This window comes from Pseudomonas sp. MONT-RG-20F-20-E-7-02 (assembly GCF_022662395.1).
Lineage (GTDB): Bacteria > Pseudomonadota > Gammaproteobacteria > Pseudomonadales > Pseudomonadaceae > Aquipseudomonas.
In genome coordinates this window covers 396,568-413,620 of the sequence record NZ_JAKNQN010000005.1, presented here as the reverse complement: position 1 = coordinate 413,620, position 17,053 = coordinate 396,568, and the positions used below count along the sequence as shown (strand labels likewise).

The window sequence follows — 17,053 nt, the reverse complement described above, 5'->3', positions numbered from 1 at the left end:
CGCACGAGGGCTGTTCGATTGTCGAACAACATCCCGGACGAAGCACAAGAGGACTCGCCGGGTGACGAGAAATCTTGTTCCCTACGCAGGCGCTAACCTGATCAGGTTCAACGGGATCCGGTATTTACCGATCTCAGCCTTCCAACAAGGCACCCCGACAAGAACGCGGCCAGTCTAGACCATGGCGTGGGGAAATTGCCAATGGCGGTGCATTCAGCGTGATGAATGGCGTGATTGCGGGATTGTTGCGCCGGGTCAGCAACACTACACTCGGTTGCCGCCACAATGGCTTGACGCCAGAAATGGCCCGCCTTAGCCTTGGGCGCTAAATTATCGCCGTAATATTCACACTAGGGATCGCCTCATGCTGCGCAAACTCTCACTGGCTCTTGCCGTGTCTTGTGCGACCAATGGAATGGTCTGGGCAGCTGAAGCGCCCTTGTCCGCCAAAACCGACTTGGTCAGCGTCTACCAGGAAGCGGTGAACAACAACGCCGACCTGGCCGCCGCCCGCGCCCAATATGGCGCGCAAAAAGAAGTGGTGCCCCAGGCCCGTGCCGGCTTGCTGCCGAACCTGTCGGCCGGTGCCGACAGCAATAACGTGCGTACCCAGATCGACCAACCGGCGGCCACCGTCAACCGTGACGCCCACTCCTGGCGTGCGACCCTCAGCCAGCCGCTGTTCCGCGCCGATCGCTGGTTCCAGCTGCAAGCCGCCGAAGCCGTCAACGAGCAGGCCTCGCTGCAACTGTCGGCCACCGAGCAGAACCTGATCCTGCAAAGCGCCGAAAACTACTTCGCCGTGCTGCGCGCCCAGGACAACCTGGCCTCGACCAAGGCCGAAGAAAATGCCTTCAAGCGCCAGCTCGACCAGTCCAACGAACGCTTTGATGTGGGCCTGTCGGACAAGACCGACGTGCTGCAATCCCAGGCCAGCTACGACACCGCGCGCGCCAACCGCATCGTCGCCCAGCGCCAGGTCGACGACGCCTTCGAAGCGCTGATCACCCTGACCAACCGCGACTACAACGCGATCCAGGGCATCGTGCACACGCTGCCGGTGCTGCCACCGGCGCCGAATGACGCCAAGGCCTGGGTCGAAACCGCCGGCCGCCAGAACCTCAACCTGCTGGCCAGCAACTACGCCGTCACCGCCGCCGAAGAAACCCTGCGCCAGCGCAAGGCCGGCCACTTGCCGACCCTCGACGCCGTGGCGCAATACGAAAAGGGTGACAACGACGCGCTGGGCTTCAGCAACCCGAACCAACTGCCGATTCCTTACGGCGGTGATGTGTCGCAACGCACCATCGGCCTGCGCCTGAACATCCCGATCTACAGCGGCGGCCTCACCAGCTCGCAAGTGCGCGAATCCTATTCGCGCCTGGACCAGAGCGAGCAGCAACGCGAAGGCCTGCGCCGCCAGGTGGTGGAAAACACCCGCAACCTGCACCGCGCGGTCAACACCGACGTGGAGCAGGTACAGGCACGCCGCCAGTCGATCATCTCGAACCAGAGCGCGGTCGAAGCCACGGAAATCGGTTATCAGGTGGGTACGCGCAACATCGTCGACGTGCTCGATGCACAGCGCCAGCTTTACTCGTCGGTGCGCAACTACAACAACAGCCGCTACGACTACATCCTCGACAACCTGCGCTTGAAACAGGCGGCGGGCACGCTGAACCCAGGGGATTTGCAGGACTTGTCGCGTTACCTCAAGTCTGACTACAACCCGGACAAGGACTTCCTGCCGCCGGATTTGGCCAAGGCTGCGGCCGAGCAATTGAAGGCCCGCCCCGGCTACTAAGCACACTACAAAACCAATGTGGGAGCTGGCTTGCCTGCGATGCAGACACCTCGGTACTGCTGATACACCGAGGTGATGCTATCGCAGGCAAGCCAGCTCCCACACAAGCCCGCTCCCACATTTGGATCAGCGTTGAATCAGCCTGTCCAAGCCATCCAGCAAACGCTTCAGCGCGCCCTGGTTGGCCTGCATCACCGCAAGCCCCGCCTGCGCCATCTTGCGCGCATCCTGCGGCAGCTCGAACAGTTGCCGCACGGCTTCGGCCAAACCCTCGGCGTCATCCACCTCACGCAGCGCCCCGGCGTCGCGCATCATCGCGCTGATTTCGAGGAAGTTGAACAGGTGCGGCCCCATGATCACAGGCTTGGCCAGCGCTGCCGGCTCCAGCGGGTTATGCCCGCCAGTCGGCACCAGGCTGCCACCGACGAAGGCACTGTCGGCCAAGGCATAGAGAAACAACAACTCGCCCATGGTGTCGCCGAGCAGCACCGAAGTTTGCGCCGTCACGGGCTCGCCACTGGAGCGACGCACCGTGGTGAATCCTTGTTGCTCGCATAACTCAAACATCGGGCCGAAGCGTTCCTGGTGACGCGGCACCAGGATCAACAATGCATTGGGATAGCTTTCGAGCAGTTGGCGATGCGCAGCCAGTACCACGTCGTCTTCGCCTTCATGGGTGCTGGCCGCGATCCATACCGGGCGCTCGCTGGCGCCCCATTGCTCACGCAACGCCGCTGCCCGCACGGGAAGCTCTGGGTCGATGGCCAGGTCAAACTTGATCGAGCCGGTGACGTCGACGGTTTCCGCACGCGCGCCCAGGCTGAGGAAACGCTGGGCTTCGGTATGCGTCTGCACCGCGAACAGGCTCATTTCAGACAGCATCGGCGCCGTCAGCTTGGCAAAGCGTGCGTAACCTTTGGCCGAACGCGCCGACAGCCGCGCATTGGCCAGTGCCACCGGAATACCGCGCTGAGCGCAGGCGTGAATGTGGTTAGGCCACAGTTCGGTTTCCATGATCACCGCCAGCCTGGGCTGTACGCGGTCTAGAAAACGCTTGGCCGCGCACGTCAAGTCGTAGGGCAGGTAGCAATGCTGAATGCGCGGCTCATTGGCGAACAACGCCTGGATGCGCTCGGAACCGGTCGGCGTCATGCAGGTGACGGTGATCGGCAACGTCGGATGCCGCGCCAGCAGCCCACGAATCATCGGCGCGGCGGCGATGCTTTCGCCCACCGACACGGCGTGCACCCAGATCCCGCCCGGCTGCATCACCGGCAGGCCGTAGGAAAAACGCTCGCCAATGCGTTGGGCGTAGGCCGGCGCCTTGCGCGCACGCAGCCACAGACGTAAAGCCACCAACGGCAGCGCCAGGTAAAACAGACAACTGTAGAGAGTTCTATTCATGGCGGCGGAGTTTATCGGCTTTTTCAGTCGATCGCCTGCAAGCACTCGGCAAATCGCTCGGCCAGGAAGCGCGCGGCAGGGCCGAGGTGTTCGTCGCGACGCCAAACCAGCTCCACCACCAACGCGGGCGGCGTCCATTCGCTGTCCAATTCCACCATTTGTTGTTGATAGGTCGGGTACTGCACGATGTGCCGCGGCAGCCAGGCCCAGCCCAGGCCGCTCATCAGCCATTCGGCCAACACGTAGAAACTGTCGGCACGCCACACCAGCGGGCTTGCGGCTTCGCTGCCGGGGTAGACGCTGGTCTGGGTCGACATCAACAGCTGGCGAAACTGCGCCAAGTGCTGGCAGGTCACGTACTGTTCCTTGGCCAGCGGATGGTTCACACCGCACACGGTGACCATTTCCACACTGCCGACCACGCGCCGCTCAAGGGCTTCGGAGATTTGGTCGTGATAGAACAACAGGCCCAGGTCGGCTTTGCGCTCGACCAACTTGCGCGCCACATCGCCCTGGGCGGCACTGGACAACTGCACCTCCAGCAGCGGGTATTGCCCGGCCAGCGCTTCGAGGCTGTCGAGCACTGGTTGGAACAGCATGGCTTCGTCCTGGGCCAGGCGCAGGCAGGCTTCTTCGCCGCGCGTCAGTGACAGCGCGCGGCCATTGAGCCGCTCACACTGGCGCAGCACCTCGCGCGCTTCTTCCAGCAGCACGCTGCCGGCTTCGGTCAGGCGCGGCTGGCGGCCACTGCTACGGTCAAACAGGCTCAGCCCAAGGTCAGCCTCAAGCAAGGCAATGCCATTGCTCACCGCCGATTGTGCCTTGCGCTGGTCGCGCGCCACCGCCGAAAACGAACGCTGTTCGGCGACGCTGACAAACAGGCGCATCTGTTCCAGGTTCCACTGCACGCTCATGGCTCAACCCATCTTTAAATCGGATAGGTAATGACTTTACCCCATCTTTTCAGGCGTTAGAATGCCGACCTTATCAAGCACGCCCACACCGAGGATTACCCCATGAATATCGCCTATGTTTACCTGGCCATTGCCATTTGCTCGGAAGTGATCGCGACCGTGTCCATGAAAGCGGTCAAGGGTTTGAGCACGCCGATCCCGCTGCTGCTGATGATTGTGGGTTATGGCGTCGCGTTCTGGATGCTCACGCTGGTGGTGCGCACCGTGCCGGTGGGCGTGGCCTATGCGGCCTGGGCGGGGCTTGGGATTGTGATGGTCAGCGTCGCCGCGCTGTTTATCTACGGCCAGAAGCTGGATGTTCCGGCGATGCTGGGCATGGGCCTGATTGTGCTGGGCGTGGTGGTGATTCAGCTGTTCTCGAAAACCGCCGGGCACTGATCAGCGCTCAACAGCCTGTATACTGCGCCTCTTGTCTTGAACACTGAGGTCGCCCATGCCATCCGTTATTTCCACCGACGTTCTGATTGTCGGCGCCGGGGTTGCCGGCCTCTGGCTCAATGCGCGCCTGCGCAGCCAGGGGTTTTCCACGGTGGTGGTGGAAAGCGCCACCTTGGGTGGCGGGCAAAGTGTGAAGTCCCAGGGGATTATTCACGGTGGTGCGAAATACGCCCTGCACGGCGCCCTCACCGGCGCCTCCGAAGCGATTGCCGATATGCCGCGCCGCTGGCGCGAAGCCCTGGCCGGTAACGGTGAGCTGGACCTGTCCGGTGTGCGCTTGCTGTCCGAAGCCCATTACCTGTGGTCGCCCGGCACCATCGCCGGCAACCTCACCAGCTTTTTCGCCAGCAAGGCCGTGCGCGGCCGTGTCGATCAGGTCAAGGGCGATGAATTGCCGCCTGCCCTGCAAGACCGTCGCTTCAAGGGCAAGGTCTATCGCCTGGCAGAGCTGGTCATCGATGTACCCAGCCTGATCGAACGCCTGGCGCAACTGGCCGGTGACGGCTTGCTCGCCGGGCAACACATCGAACCGCTGCTGGAAGGCGACACGCTGGTGGGCTTGAAGGTGGATGGCCGCGAGATCCGCGCCCAGCGCATCGTGTTGAGTGCCGGTGGCGGCACAGCTGACCTGCTCAGCGCCCTGGGCCTGAGCCAGCCGGCCATGCAAAAGCGCCCGCTGCACATGATCATCGCCAAAGGCCCGGGCCTGAAGCCGTTGTACGCCCACTGCCTGGGCGGCGGCACCAAGCCGCGCCTCACTATCACCACCCACCCGGCGGCCGATGGCAATTGGGTGTGGTACATGGGCGGCGACATTGCCGAGGCGGACGGCGTAGCGCGCACGCCTGAAGAACAGATCGCCACCGCGCAAAAAGAGCTGGCGCAATTACTGCCGTGGATCGACATGAGCCAGACCCAGTGGGCCACCCTGCGCGTCGACCGTGCCGAGCCGCTGCAATCGGGCCTGAGCCGCCCCGACAACGCTTTCCTCGCCGAACAGGGCCGCCTGTTAGTCGGCTGGCCGACCAAACTGGCCCTGGCGCCGGACTTCGCCGACCGCGTGCTCAGCGCGCTGGAGCGCGACGGCATCCACCCGAGCGCCAACAGCGAAGCCCTGCCCGACCTGCCAAAACCGGCCATTGGCCAACCTGCCTGGGAGCAACTGTTGCCATGAGCCTGCCCACTCTGCATGACCTGCATCGCCCTTTGGGCAGTACCGGCCTGATGGTCTCGCCGCTGGGCCTGGGCACCGTCAAGCTCGGTCGCGACCAAGGGGTGAAATACCCCAACGGTTTCCAGATTCCCGACGACGACGAAGCACGGATGTTGCTGCGCCAGGCCCGCCAGTTGGGCATCAACCTGATCGACACAGCCCCGGCCTATGGCCGCAGCGAAGAACGCCTGGGACCACTGCTGCGCGACCAGCGCAAGGATTGGGTGATTGTCAGCAAGGTCGGTGAAGAGTTTGCCGATGGCGTGTCCCGGCACGACTTCAGCGCCGCCCATACGCGGATGTCGATCGAACGCAGCTTGAAACGACTTGAAACGGATTTTATCGACCTGGTGCTGGTGCATTCCGACGGCAATGACCTGCATATCCTCAATGATTGCGAGGTGTACCAGACCCTGGCCGAGCTGAAAAAAGAGGGCAAGATTCGCGGCTACGGCTTCTCCGGCAAAACCGTCGAAGGCGGCGTTAAGGCTCTGGAACAAGGCGATTGCGCCATGGTCACCTACAATTTGAACGATCAGACGGAGAAAGCCGTCATTGATTACGCAGCGGCTCACGGCAAAGGCATCCTGGTGAAAAAAGCCCTGGCCAGCGGCCACGTGTGCCTGGAGCCAGGAATGGATCCAATTCACGCCAGTTTCATGTTGTTGTTTGCGCAAACGGGCGTCGCCAGTGCTATTGTCGGGACCATTAATCCGCTGCACCTGGCCCATAACGTGGCGACCGCTGCCAAGGTCATTCGTCAACTCTGATGCCGCCCACGCGGCCGACCCCGTCGCAAGAAGGAGCCGACATGCCGCGCACGCTTATTAGAAAAAACCCCAGCAACTTTAAAACACTGCCGCTGCACGTCGAAGCCACACCCGAAGGCCTGAGCTACCAAAGCGTGGGCATGCCGCTCAACTTTGCCCAAACCCTGCAGCGGCGCAAGCCGGTGGAAGTGGCAGACCCCGAGCGTTTCGCCCTGGAGCTGGCGAACCTCGGCGTGTCGGTGCGCCTGACACTGCATTGGCAAAACAAGGATTATTGGGTGCTGGTGCGCCAGCGTCGCCAGGACCGTGGCGACGTGGTGCTCAAGCTGATCTCCGGCTACGTGCCGGCTCACGAACTGAACCTGCCGCTGCACACCGCCATCCAGGAAATAGCCGAAGAGTGCCTGCTGGAAACGCCCGAAGGCTGGCTGGGCGGGCGCTTCAATGACACCTGGCTGCCGGCGCCCTACTCCGCCGCCCTGCATTACCGCGAAGCCCTGCCGTTTCGCTTGAGCCCGTTGTCGGGCGCCGCACGCCCGGTACGCTGCGCGACCACGCAACTGATCGAACGCCCACGGGCTTACGTGCACCTGCCGACCGCATCGCTGCAATTGATTTATGACTTGCGTTTGGAAGTGCCGAAGGAAGCCAAGTCCCTGAGCCTGTTTCATGTGGATGAGCGGCTTGAAGGTGACCAGTTAGTGGCGCGCCTGGACCGCCAGCGGCCCGACCTGTACCTGATGCCGCTCAAAGATGGGCAACCGTTGGCCGAGCTGTACACGGTGAAGAAAGACCAGCTGTATCCGGCCAGCACCCGCGGCTTATACCTGGCCGAGAGCTTTGCCCAGCAGGAAGGCTGGCTGGTGCGCGATGAGCGGATTCGCTGGAAGGATTGGCTGAGGCAGCAAGGGCTGGCCGAGCCGGAGAAAGAATCGAAACTCAAGCGCCTGACCGGCAAGGCGCGGCAGATGTTGCGCAAGATTGTGCCGAAGAAAAAAGCCAGCCGCTGACACCCGTCGATCGTTCCCACGCAGAGCGTGGGAACGATCACAAGGCTCAGCCGTTGAGTAACCGCTCCAGCCCGACCTTCAACGGGGTCGGTTCAGGCAGCTTGAAGCTCGCCAACAGCCGCTGGTTATTCGCCCGCGAATGCCGAATATCCCCTGAACGCGCCGGCCCGTAAGTGATCGCTGGCAACTGGCCGACCACTTCTTCCAACGCCTGCAACACCTGCTTGAGCGTGGTGGTGCGGTTCCAGCCGACGTTGATCGCCCCCAGTGGCGCTTCAGGCGCTTCGATGGCCTGCACCAGCACATCCACCAAGTCTTCCACGTACATGAAATCACGGGTTTGCTCGCCGTCACCGAACACGGCAATCGGCAAGCCCTGCTGCACCCGCTCACTGAAGATGCTGATCACCCCCGAATACGGCGATGACGGATCCTGGCGCGGCCCGAAGATATTGAAGAAGCGGAAGATCACCGGCTCCAGGCCATGCTGGCGGCGGTAGAAATCGAAGTAGTGTTCACCGGCCAATTTGTCGGAAGCATAGGGTGTCAGCGGCGCCTTGGTGGTCGCTTCGTCAATCGAATCGCCCTCGCCGTTGTTGCCATACACCGCCGCACTGGAGGCGTACACCACACGCTTGACGCCCGCCTTGCGCATGGCCTCGCAGACATTCAGGGTGCCGACGAAATTACTCTGGTGAGTGCTCACCGGGTCGTCCACCGAGGCTTGTACCGACGCCACTGCTGCCAAGTGCACCACGGCGCTTGCGCCAACGGCGGCTTGCGCCACCCGCTCGGCATCGGCCACATCACCTTCAATCAACTGTACGCGCGGGTTATCCAGCGGCAAGTTGCTGCGCTTGCCGGTCGACAGGTCATCCAGCACCCGCACGGCATAGCCGTTGGCGAGCAAGGCATCGACCAGGTGCGAACCGATAAAGCCGGCGCCGCCGGTGATCAGGACCCACTTATCAGCGTTACTCATTGTTGCGAATCTTCTCGACAATCGCCGTGGTCGAGCTGTTCTCAACCAGCCCCAGCACTTTGACCGTGCCGCCGTAGGCGCTGACGATATCGGCACCAACGACCTGGTCGACGGAGTAGTCGCCGCCTTTTACCAGCACGTCAGGCTTGACCTGGGCCAGCAGGTTTTCCGGGGTGCCTTCAGAGAAGCTGATCACCCAGTCCACCGCGCCCAAACCCGCCAATACGGCCATGCGCCGGTCGACACTGTTGATCGGACGGCCCGGGCCTTTGAGGCGGCTGACCGAATCATCGTCATTGACGGCAACGATCAGGCGGTCGCCTTGGGCGCGCGCCTGTTCCAGGTAAGTCACGTGCCCGGCATGCAGGATGTCGAAGCAGCCATTGGTGAACACAATGCTTTCGTTGTGAGCACGCGCATCGTCAATCGCCAGCAGCAACTGCTCGATGGTCAGCACACCGCGCTCGGAGCCTTCGGAGCGCTGGATCGCGCGGCGCAGCTCAGGCGCGCTGATGGCGGCAGTACCCAGCTTGCCAACCACGATGCCCGCCGCCAGATTGGCCAGGGCCACGGCGTGGGGCAACTCTTCGCCGGCTGCAATCGAGGCGGCCAGGGTAGAAATCACCGTGTCGCCGGCGCCGGTCACGTCGAACACTTCCCGCGCACGCGCCGGCAGGTGCATCGCCGGGTGGCCGGGGCGCAGCAGGGTCATGCCGTGCTCGCCCCGGGTGACCAGCAAGGCGCCCAGGTCGAGATCGGCCATCAGCGTGGCGCCCTTGGTCACCAGTTCGTGCTCATCGGCGCAACCGCCGACAATGGCTTCGAACTCGCTGAGGTTTGGCGTGATCAGGCTGGCGCCTCGATAAATCGAGAAATCCTTGCCCTTGGGATCAGCCAGCACTGGAATGTTGCGGGCCTTGGCGGCCTTGATCAGTTCCTGGTGGTTCTTCAAGGCGCCTTTGCCGTAGTCGGACAAGACCAGCACCTTGATGCCTTCGAGCAACGCGTCGACCTGGCCGCTGAGGGCCAAGGCGTCGGTGGCGAAGGGTTCTTCAAAATCGATACGCAGCAGTTGCTGGTGACGGCTCATGACCCGCAGCTTGACGATGGTCGGCTGATGGGCAATGCGCTGGAACAGCGCGCGCACGCCGGCGCCGCGCAGGCTGTTGGCCAGGCTGTCGGCGGCTTCGTCGTCGCCGGTCACACCCACCAGGGAGGCCGGGGCGCCGAGGGCGGCAATGTTAAGGGCAACGTTGGCAGCGCCGCCTGGACGGTCTTCGATTTGCTCGACCTTGACGACCGGCACCGGTGCCTCAGGGGAAATCCGTGAGGTTCCGCCATGCCAGTAACGGTCGAGCATGACATCGCCGACCACCAAGACAGGGGCTTGATCGAATCGCGGCATGGACAACTTCATGGAGCAACCCACATACAAAATGAACAGGGGCGCGATATTAGCACAGGGTTATGGAAGGCTTGTGGAGGGTGTGCACAGAAGATAGTGCGACGGGCCTGCCATTGAATCCACTGAGGAACACCTGTGGGAGCGGGCTTGCCCGCGATGGCGGTGAATCAGTCGAAACATTCGGTGACTGATACTCCGCTATCGCGGGCAAGCCCGCTCCCACAAGGTTTTAGGTGATGTCGGCCGGGACCGGTGCATCCAGGCCCATGGCATGCAGGCGGGCGTAATAGCCGTTCTGCGCCAACAGCTCGCCGTGGGTGCCGCGCTCGACAATCCGACCGTCGTCCATCACCAGGATCAAGTCGGCCTGCTCGATAGTGGACAGGCGGTGCGCGATCACCAGGGTCGTGCGCCCTTGCATGACCTTGTCCAGGGCCGCCTGAATGTGCCGCTCCGATTCGGTGTCGAGGGCCGAGGTGGCCTCGTCGAGAATCAGCAGCGGCGCGTTCTTCAGCAAGGCCCGGGCGATTGCCAGGCGCTGGCGTTGGCCGCCGGACAACAGCACGCCGTTTTCGCCAACCTGGGTATCGAAGCCTTTGGGCAACTGGTCGATGAAGTCCTTGGCGTAGGCATCTGCCGCAGCCGCTTCAACGTCCGCCCGTGGCGCGCCAGCCAGGTCGCCGTAGGCGATGTTGTTGGTCACGGTGTCGCTGAACAAGGTCACGTGCTGGGTCACCTGGGCAATGTGCTTGCGCAGGTTGAGCAGCTTGTAGTCTTCGATCTCTACGCCGTCGAGCAGGATGTCGCCGCTTTCATGATGGTAGAAACGCGGAATCAGGCTGGCCAGCGTCGACTTGCCGCTGCCGGAACGGCCCACCAGGGCGATCATCTGCCCAGGCTCAGCGGTAAAGCTGATGTCCTTGAGCACATGGCGTTCGGTGCCGGGGTAGGTGAAGTTGAGGTTGCGCACTTCGAGGCGGCCACTGACCTTGTCGCGCTCGACGGTGCCGCCGTCAACTTCCTGCTCTTCGTCCAGCTGTTCGAAAATGCTTTCAGCGCCGGCCACACCCTTCTGGATGGTCGAACTGACTTCCGACAACTGGCGGATCGGCTTGGGCAGCAAGCCGGCCAAGGTGATGTAAGCCACCATGTCACCGGCCGACGCGTCACCGCGAAGGTAAAGCACCAGGAACATCAACACCGCCATGGCGGTGTAGATCACCAGTTGCAGCAACGGGGTGTAGATCGCCCCGGTGCGGGTCATGCGCAGTTGCTTGTCGGTATTGCCCTGGCTGGCCTTGAGGAAACGTTTTTCCTCGTAGACTTCGCCGCCGAAGCTGCGCACCACGCGGTAACCCTGGATGGTTTCGGAGGCAACGTGCGTCACGTCGCCCATGGCCACCTGGATCTTTTTGCTCTGCTTGCGGAATTTCTTACTGGCCGTGCTGACCATCACCGCAATCAACGGCAGGATGGCGATCATCACCAGCGTCAGGCGCCAGTTCATGAACAGCAGCGAGGCGAACAGGAAAATCACCGTCATGCCTTCGCGGATCACCACCTTGATGGCATCGGTCGCAGCCCCCGTGACCATGGTCACGTTGAAGGTGATGCGCGAAATCAGGTGCCCGGAGTTGTGGTTGTCGAAGTAGCGGTTGGGCAGCGTCAGCAGGTTGTTGAACAGCTGCACCCGCAGGTCGTGGACCAGGCCCAGGGAGACCTTGGCCAACAAATAGTTGCCCAGGAACGAACCCAGGCCCTGCCAGGCTGCGATCAGAATGATCAACAACGGCACGGCTTGCAGCAATTGCAGGTCACGCAGGAACGGTACGCTGGGGAACAGCACCGCTTCGGGGTTGGATAGGCCGTCGACGAAGTACTTGAGGATGTACCCCAGCATGGGCTGGGTCGACGCGAAAATCAGAAATCCGACGATACTCAGCGCGAACAAGCCGGCGTAGGGCTTAACGTACATGAGCAGGCGGAAGTATATTTTCAAGCTCGAAGGGCTTGCGCTCGGACTGGAGTCGGTCATATCACGCGGCGTTTTGAAAAAGGAGGCTGACTTTAGCACAGCTTCTCTGTTGTACTTGCACCCGGCATGACCCCCGGCCCGGTTGGATCCAGCCGGCGACATTATATAGCCACTACTTTAAGATGGTCGGCTTTCTCTTTCTGGAATGGCTTTATCGTATGCACTCCAAGCGCCTTACCTATGGCTCAAATCGCGTTTTCGACTTCCTGGTCCTCTGGATTTTGCCCATTGGCTTGTTGTTGCTGCTGAGTTCGCTGTTCTACGTCACCAATCGCAATGTCATGCACCGGTTCTACTCCGGCTTCTTCAGCGTGCCGACCTTGCTGTTGCTGTGCCTGCGCCCGCGAGAACTCAAGGAGCTGTTGCGTGAGCCGCTGGTGATTGCCTTCGTGGCGTTTTGCGCCTGGGCGATGACCAGCGTGTTGTGGAGCCCGGAACCTACCGGCGACTCCAACCTGTTCAAGGTGCCGCTGCAAACGTTCATGCTTTTTGCCGGCTGCGGGATGTTGCTGCATTACCGCAACGAACTGTTCAAGCCGATCTTTTTCAGTGCTGCCGCGATCGCGCTGGTGGTGTGCCTGTGCAACCTGGTGGCATTCGTCAAAGGCTTTCAGCCGGGCATGCGCATGATCGGCGGCTTGGGTGCCCTCGACAACCCGCTGCTCAGCTCGCACATGTTCGGCTTTTTCTGCGTGTACTGGCTGTACGTCTGCATGACTACCCGGCGCTTGCAGGTGTTGTGGTTCAGCGTGCCCGCCCTGGCGATCATGGCGGCTGCCATCCTGGCTACCGGGTCACGCACGCCGCTGGTGGCGCTGACACTGACTATCCTGTGGATGAGCTTTATCAGCCGCAATCGACGCTCTGCGCTGCTGATCGCCGCCATGGTCGCGGGGGCAGCCGGGCTGCTGTTGATCTATCCCGAGGCGATCACCGAACGCGGCAGCTCGTTGCGCTTTGAATTGTGGGGCATGACGCTGGAGCGCATTGCCGACCACCCCTTCATCGGCCACAGCTACGACTCCGAGCTGTACCTGACTCTGGGCGATGGCTACGAACTGCGCGAACCCCATAACTTCGCCCTCGGCGTGCTGTATTACGTCGGCATCATCGGCTTTATCCCATGGATCTACATGCTCGGCTGGGGCTTGTACAAAGGGCTCAAGGAGCGGGCACAGCCGTTGTTTATCCTGGCATCCTCGCTGCTGGCGTACGGCATCGGCGCAGGCCTGACCGAAGGCGGTGGCATTCTGTCGCGGCCCAAGGAGCACTGGTTCCTGTTGTGGATTCCACTGGCGCTGATCGCCGGCCTGAGCATCGCCCAACGCCGCCACAGCCTGCTGCGCAGGCCAGTGGAAATGCCCAAGCCACAGGCCTTTGAAGCACTGTGCAACGGCGCCCACGTCGTCGAAGAAGATGGCCTGGGACCGAAGGTGCTGCGCCTGGAGGATGGCAGCTTCCTCAAACTGTTCAGGGCGCGCCGCTGGTACACCTCGGGCCGGTTTAATCCCTATTCGGAGCGCTTCGCCAGCAACAGCGAACAGCTGCAACAAACAGGTATTGCTTCACCGTCGATTCTCAACCTCTACAGCCTGCACGACGGCAGCAGCGCCGTGCGTTATCAGCCGCTGCCGGGGCTGACGCTGCGCCAAGCCTTGCAAAGCCTGGACAGCAGCCTGCGCGAATCGCTGATCGAACGGTTTGGCCGCTTCATGGCGCAGTTGCACGAACGCGGGGTGTACTTCCGCTCACTGCATCTGGGCAATGTACTGCTGTTGGAAGATGGTGAGTTCGGGCTGATCGATGTGGCCGACATGCGCATTTACCCGTCAGCACTGCGCAACACGCTGCGCCAGCGCAACTTGAAGCACATGCAACGTTACCCACAGGACCGCAATTGGCTGTTCGAAGCGCACTTTGAGCAATTGGCCAAAGGGTATGCCTGCGTTGCGTCACCGCAAGCCACGATGAAAATCCGTGAGCAGGTGCTGACACTGGCGCGCCCGACCGCCTGATCGGCGAGGTTGTGCGCCCCAGGGCGGGGCGCACACAACGCGGTCAGTCTTTTTCCAGCGGGGAGAAAAACAACCGGCTCAAGCCGCGCCAGGTTTTCTTGTTCCAGGCCCGGAACGGGATCTGTGCCAGCAGCTCGCGCGCCAACTTGCGATCACGGTTGGCGGTCTTGAGGAACATGGAGCTGAGGAACTTGTAACGCACCTCGTCATAGAGCGGGTGGTCGCTGAACAACGCGTAGGAACGCAGGATATTGTCGATCATGAATCGATGGTTCTTGTACGAGTTGGTGGCGTGCTTGCGATAGCGGGCCATGACCAGGTTCAAGCCATCGATGAAGTACCCGGCATGGGTAATCTTCAACTCGATCAGCAAATCTTCCAGACGTATCTCAGGATCAAACCCACCGACCTTTTCCAGTGCTTCGCGCCGGATCATCAGCGTCGGTGCAGGCGGATAAGGCTTGCGCTCCAGGAACATGTCGTCGAAGTCCAGGCGCCGAAACGGCACGTCGCGACGCTGGCGCTTCTCGGGAAACAACTCGCCCTGGGCATCGATCAGCTCGATGTTACCCGCGCAGATACCGACCTCCGGCTTGCCATCCATGTAGGCCACCTGGGTCGCAATCCGCTCCGGCAACATGATGTCATCGGAGCCGAACGGCACGATCAGCGGGCCCTGGGAGCGTGCAATCGCGCCGTTGAGCGTGTTGGTCAGCCCCTGGTTCTGCTGCACGCGAAAATCGAAGCTGTGCTGCTCCTGCAAGCGACGAATACGCTCGACGCTGTCGTCTTTGGACCCGTCGTCAATCACCAGCAGTTCAATATTGGGGTACGTCTGGTTCAAGACGCTGAGGATGCTTTGCTCGATGTACGGAGCATGGTTGTAAGACGCAATGATCACCGTGACCAAGGGTTGACTCTGGTTCATACATTGTTCCTGCGCACTTGAGCCAATCCCGAATCAATCAATTCCAGGTATTCCTGGCGGAACACCTCAATGTCGTGTTGCGCCTGCAAATACTGGTAGGCCTGCTCGCCCTTCTGCGCCAGCGCTTCGTCGGGCAGTGCCAGGTAGGTGTCCAGCGCCTGGGTCAGCGCGGGCACGTTGGCCGGCTCTACCGCCAGGCCGCCTGCGCCTTCAATCAGCGGCAGCATGGCCGGAACGCTGGAGGCGATCACCGGCAGGCGCCCACTCATGCCTTCCAGCAGCGCCAGGCCAAGGCCTTCGGCCAGCGAAGGCATGGCCCAGATGTCGAAGGCACGCACGTACTGCAGGGCGTTTTCCTTGAACCCCAACAAGTGCACGCGCCCATCAAGGCCCAGGCTGCGGATTTGAGCGGCCAGGTTGGCCTCTTCACGGCCCGCGCCAATGATGGCGAGCTGCGCCGTGGGGTACTTGTCTTTAAGTGCAGCGAACGCCTGCAGCAAATACGTGTGGCCTTTGACCGGCACCAGACGGCCCAAGGCGCCGATCAAGCGCACCGAAGGGTCGATGCCCAGCAATTCGCGCGCGCGTTCACGCGAATGCTGCAAGGCTTCGGCCTGCTCGATGTCGATGGCATTGGTAATGGCGAAGGTATTGCTGTCGGTAAACCCGCACTTGCAGTCCAGCAGGTATTGCTTGACCGCCGGCGACACACCGACAAAACGCCAGTGCGCGTCGATCCAGCGCTGCGCCTGCTTGCGGCGGTACAGGCGGTCATATTCACCGAAGCCGTGGGAGATGCCGATACACAGCGGAATCTTCAACCAACGGTTCAGTTGCAACATCATGTTGACCGGCTTGAAGCGATTGCACACCACGACGTCAAACTTTTCCCGGCGGCAGAACTTGTACAGCTGCCACATGGCCCGCAGCCTCAAGCCCTTGAGCGACTTGTCGGAGAACTCGAAGTAGACCGAGGTGGCGGCGCGACTGACCGGGCCACCCGGCGCAGGCCGACCGCGCAGGAACGCGGCGGTGACTTCATAGCGGTCCGCAGGCAATGCCTTGACGATCTGTTCGGCCAGGTCGGCAAAATCATGGGATTTAACATTGTAGTCAGGCTGCAATTGCAGAACCTTGAAACGCCGACTCATAACTCTCCTCGATGGAATCCTGTGGCATCAACGACCCAGGATGTCTCGGCGGCCAGCGCCTCGATGTACTCGGCACTTGGCTGTGGTACCAGCGGCCATTGATTACGCTTCCAGCAGACAAAATGGAAATACGGAAATTCCCGGTCGCCGTCCCTGTCATTGGTCAAGCGACCGTTGTTCCAGAACCATTGGTGCGGAAAACGATCAGTGCCATCGTGCCACTTGATCACACCACCCGGCGTACTGAACGCCTCGGTGAACTCACTGCGACGGCGCCACGGGTTGAGCTTGCCGACCAGTTCGAACAACGGCTTCGGGAAGTTCTTGCGCCACAGGAAAATCCTGCTGAACGCGCCTTCATCCAGCGCATGATGCTCCTGATCGGTGAAACGTGCTTCCCAATCCTTGATCTGCATGAACACCTGGCGCTTTCGGGCGGTGTTGCGCATCAGGCACAAATGGCCGGCGACCCGCCGCTCATGGGTCGAAAACAAGTCATAGCCCGCCAGGCGGTCAGCGGTGAAATACCGGCGCAGGTTGCCATAGATCAGGTCCAGGTCGCCAAACGCCCAAAAATCGTAGCCGTCGAGGCGATCAACATGGATATGCCCCAGCGCCGGCTTGATGTCACACAGTTTGTAAGCCGCCTGAGGCGCAAAATTGATCTTCAGCCGCTGTGAGACCAGCGCGCAGTAATCGGCAAAGGTGATGCTTTCAATCCTGACGTTGCCGGGCACGTTGTCGGGTATCGGGCAGTCGCTGAACAACAGCCAGTCAATATCCGCATTGTGCCGGCAGCTTTCGAGGAAAAACGGCATCCAGAAAGGCCATTGGCCAAAGTAAGGAATGATGAAAAGGATGCGGGGGCATGGATTGATCACTGGGGACTCACTGTCATTTTTACGGGAGCACTCAGCGCTCCAC

14 protein-coding genes and 1 riboswitch are annotated in these 17,053 nt (G+C 61.5%); of the genes, 6 read left to right on the top strand and 8 right to left on the bottom strand.

Annotated features, from left to right (window positions below; all coding sequences use genetic code 11):
- Positions 1 to 61: 61 nt before the first annotated feature.
- Positions 62 to 167: riboswitch (TPP riboswitch) on the bottom strand.
- A 197-nt stretch (positions 168 to 364) separates the two neighbouring features.
- Positions 365 to 1,804: a TolC family outer membrane protein gene (locus tag L8I05_RS17500; RefSeq protein ID WP_242170589.1), complete on the top strand. Its 1,440-nt coding sequence runs from the start codon at positions 365 to 367 to the stop codon at positions 1,802 to 1,804.
- A 126-nt stretch (positions 1,805 to 1,930) separates the two neighbouring features.
- Here the strand turns inward: L8I05_RS17500 and waaA are convergent, their stop codons facing one another.
- Both waaA and L8I05_RS17490 read right to left on the bottom strand, forming a co-directional pair.
- Positions 1,931 to 3,208 carry a lipid IV(A) 3-deoxy-D-manno-octulosonic acid transferase gene (gene waaA / locus L8I05_RS17495; protein ID WP_242170587.1) on the bottom strand — a complete coding sequence of 426 codons (1,278 nt, stop codon included), beginning with the start codon at positions 3,206 to 3,208 and terminating at the stop codon, positions 1,931 to 1,933.
- 23 nt (positions 3,209 to 3,231) lie between these two features.
- Positions 3,232 to 4,122 carry a LysR family transcriptional regulator gene (locus L8I05_RS17490; RefSeq protein WP_242170585.1) on the bottom strand — a complete coding sequence of 297 codons (891 nt, stop codon included), beginning with the start codon at positions 4,120 to 4,122 and terminating at the stop codon, positions 3,232 to 3,234.
- Positions 4,123 to 4,224: 102 nt separating this feature from the next.
- Here L8I05_RS17490 and L8I05_RS17485 point away from each other — a divergent pair, with 102 nt between their 5' ends.
- Genes L8I05_RS17485 through L8I05_RS17470 form a run of 4 tightly spaced genes read left to right on the top strand, consistent with a single transcriptional unit; the run spans position 4,225 to position 7,613 of the window.
- Entirely contained in the window at positions 4,225 to 4,560 is a 336-nt protein-coding gene (locus L8I05_RS17485) for a multidrug efflux SMR transporter (protein ID WP_177017351.1), read from the top strand.
- Between the two features lie 55 nt (positions 4,561 to 4,615).
- A complete protein-coding gene (locus tag L8I05_RS17480) occupies positions 4,616 to 5,794 on the top strand; it encodes an FAD-dependent oxidoreductase (RefSeq protein WP_242170582.1) in 1,179 nt (392 codons plus the stop codon).
- Complete coding sequence (locus L8I05_RS17475; RefSeq protein ID WP_242170580.1) at positions 5,791 to 6,603, top strand: aldo/keto reductase; 813 nt, start codon at positions 5,791 to 5,793, stop codon at positions 6,601 to 6,603. Before L8I05_RS17480 ends, L8I05_RS17475 begins: the two co-directional genes overlap by 4 nt.
- 41 nt (positions 6,604 to 6,644) lie before the next feature.
- Complete coding sequence (locus L8I05_RS17470) at positions 6,645 to 7,613, top strand: metal ABC transporter ATPase (protein ID WP_159953852.1); 969 nt, start codon at positions 6,645 to 6,647, stop codon at positions 7,611 to 7,613.
- 46 nt (positions 7,614 to 7,659) lie between these two features.
- Here L8I05_RS17470 and L8I05_RS17465 read toward each other — a convergent pair whose 3' ends face one another.
- The 3 genes from L8I05_RS17465 to msbA all read right to left on the bottom strand — a co-directional run bounded on the left by L8I05_RS17465 (position 7,660) and on the right by msbA (position 12,035).
- The gene (locus tag L8I05_RS17465; protein ID WP_197625783.1) at positions 7,660 to 8,595 is read right to left on the bottom strand and encodes an NAD-dependent epimerase/dehydratase family protein; all 936 of its coding nucleotides are present in this window, start codon (positions 8,593 to 8,595) and stop codon (positions 7,660 to 7,662) included.
- Entirely contained in the window at positions 8,588 to 10,012 is a 1,425-nt protein-coding gene (hldE, locus tag L8I05_RS17460; RefSeq protein ID WP_242170578.1) for a bifunctional D-glycero-beta-D-manno-heptose-7-phosphate kinase/D-glycero-beta-D-manno-heptose 1-phosphate adenylyltransferase HldE, read from the bottom strand. Before hldE ends, L8I05_RS17465 begins: the two co-directional genes overlap by 8 nt.
- 217 nt (positions 10,013 to 10,229) lie before the next feature.
- Complete coding sequence (gene msbA / locus L8I05_RS17455; RefSeq protein ID WP_242170575.1) at positions 10,230 to 12,035, bottom strand: lipid A export permease/ATP-binding protein MsbA; 1,806 nt, start codon at positions 12,033 to 12,035, stop codon at positions 10,230 to 10,232.
- A gap of 158 nt (positions 12,036 to 12,193) precedes the next feature.
- Here msbA and L8I05_RS17450 point away from each other — a divergent pair, with 158 nt between their 5' ends.
- Positions 12,194 to 14,050 carry an O-antigen ligase family protein gene (locus tag L8I05_RS17450; protein WP_242170572.1) on the top strand — a complete coding sequence of 619 codons (1,857 nt, stop codon included), beginning with the start codon at positions 12,194 to 12,196 and terminating at the stop codon, positions 14,048 to 14,050.
- Between the two features lie 43 nt (positions 14,051 to 14,093).
- Here the strand turns inward: L8I05_RS17450 and L8I05_RS17445 are convergent, their stop codons facing one another.
- The 3 genes from L8I05_RS17445 to L8I05_RS17435 are packed head-to-tail and all read right to left on the bottom strand — an operon-like array spanning position 14,094 to position 17,010.
- Positions 14,094 to 14,978 carry a glycosyltransferase gene (locus L8I05_RS17445; protein ID WP_242170569.1) on the bottom strand — a complete coding sequence of 295 codons (885 nt, stop codon included), beginning with the start codon at positions 14,976 to 14,978 and terminating at the stop codon, positions 14,094 to 14,096.
- Positions 14,975 to 16,129, bottom strand: a complete 1,155-nt coding sequence (locus L8I05_RS17440) for a glycosyltransferase family 4 protein (protein ID WP_242170567.1) — start codon at positions 16,127 to 16,129, stop codon at positions 14,975 to 14,977. The genes L8I05_RS17445 and L8I05_RS17440 overlap by 4 nt, the downstream gene beginning before the upstream one ends.
- A complete protein-coding gene (locus L8I05_RS17435) occupies positions 16,126 to 17,010 on the bottom strand; it encodes a DUF6625 family protein (RefSeq protein ID WP_242170565.1) in 885 nt (294 codons plus the stop codon). The genes L8I05_RS17440 and L8I05_RS17435 overlap by 4 nt, the downstream gene beginning before the upstream one ends.
- Positions 17,011 to 17,053: the final 43 nt, after the last annotated feature.

What these genes read in the sequence shown, in the direction of transcription:
- L8I05_RS17500 (WP_242170589.1), top strand. Translation starts at nt 365, where the DNA reads ATGCTGCGCAAACTCTCACTGGCTCTTGCCGTGTCTTGTGCGACCAAT.
- waaA (WP_242170587.1), bottom strand. Translation starts at nt 3,208, where the DNA reads ATGAATAGAACTCTCTACAGTTGTCTGTTTTACCTGGCGCTGCCGTTG.
- L8I05_RS17490 (WP_242170585.1), bottom strand. Translation starts at nt 4,122, where the DNA reads ATGAGCGTGCAGTGGAACCTGGAACAGATGCGCCTGTTTGTCAGCGTC.
- L8I05_RS17485 (WP_177017351.1), top strand. Translation starts at nt 4,225, where the DNA reads ATGAATATCGCCTATGTTTACCTGGCCATTGCCATTTGCTCGGAAGTG.
- L8I05_RS17480 (WP_242170582.1), top strand. Translation starts at nt 4,616, where the DNA reads ATGCCATCCGTTATTTCCACCGACGTTCTGATTGTCGGCGCCGGGGTT.
- L8I05_RS17475 (WP_242170580.1), top strand. Translation starts at nt 5,791, where the DNA reads ATGAGCCTGCCCACTCTGCATGACCTGCATCGCCCTTTGGGCAGTACC.
- L8I05_RS17470 (WP_159953852.1), top strand. Translation starts at nt 6,645, where the DNA reads ATGCCGCGCACGCTTATTAGAAAAAACCCCAGCAACTTTAAAACACTG.
- L8I05_RS17465 (WP_197625783.1), bottom strand. Translation starts at nt 8,595, where the DNA reads ATGAGTAACGCTGATAAGTGGGTCCTGATCACCGGCGGCGCCGGCTTT.
- hldE (WP_242170578.1), bottom strand. Translation starts at nt 10,012, where the DNA reads ATGAAGTTGTCCATGCCGCGATTCGATCAAGCCCCTGTCTTGGTGGTC.
- msbA (WP_242170575.1), bottom strand. Translation starts at nt 12,035, where the DNA reads ATGACCGACTCCAGTCCGAGCGCAAGCCCTTCGAGCTTGAAAATATAC.
- L8I05_RS17450 (WP_242170572.1), top strand. Translation starts at nt 12,194, where the DNA reads ATGCACTCCAAGCGCCTTACCTATGGCTCAAATCGCGTTTTCGACTTC.
- L8I05_RS17445 (WP_242170569.1), bottom strand. Translation starts at nt 14,978, where the DNA reads ATGAACCAGAGTCAACCCTTGGTCACGGTGATCATTGCGTCTTACAAC.
- L8I05_RS17440 (WP_242170567.1), bottom strand. Translation starts at nt 16,129, where the DNA reads ATGAGTCGGCGTTTCAAGGTTCTGCAATTGCAGCCTGACTACAATGTT.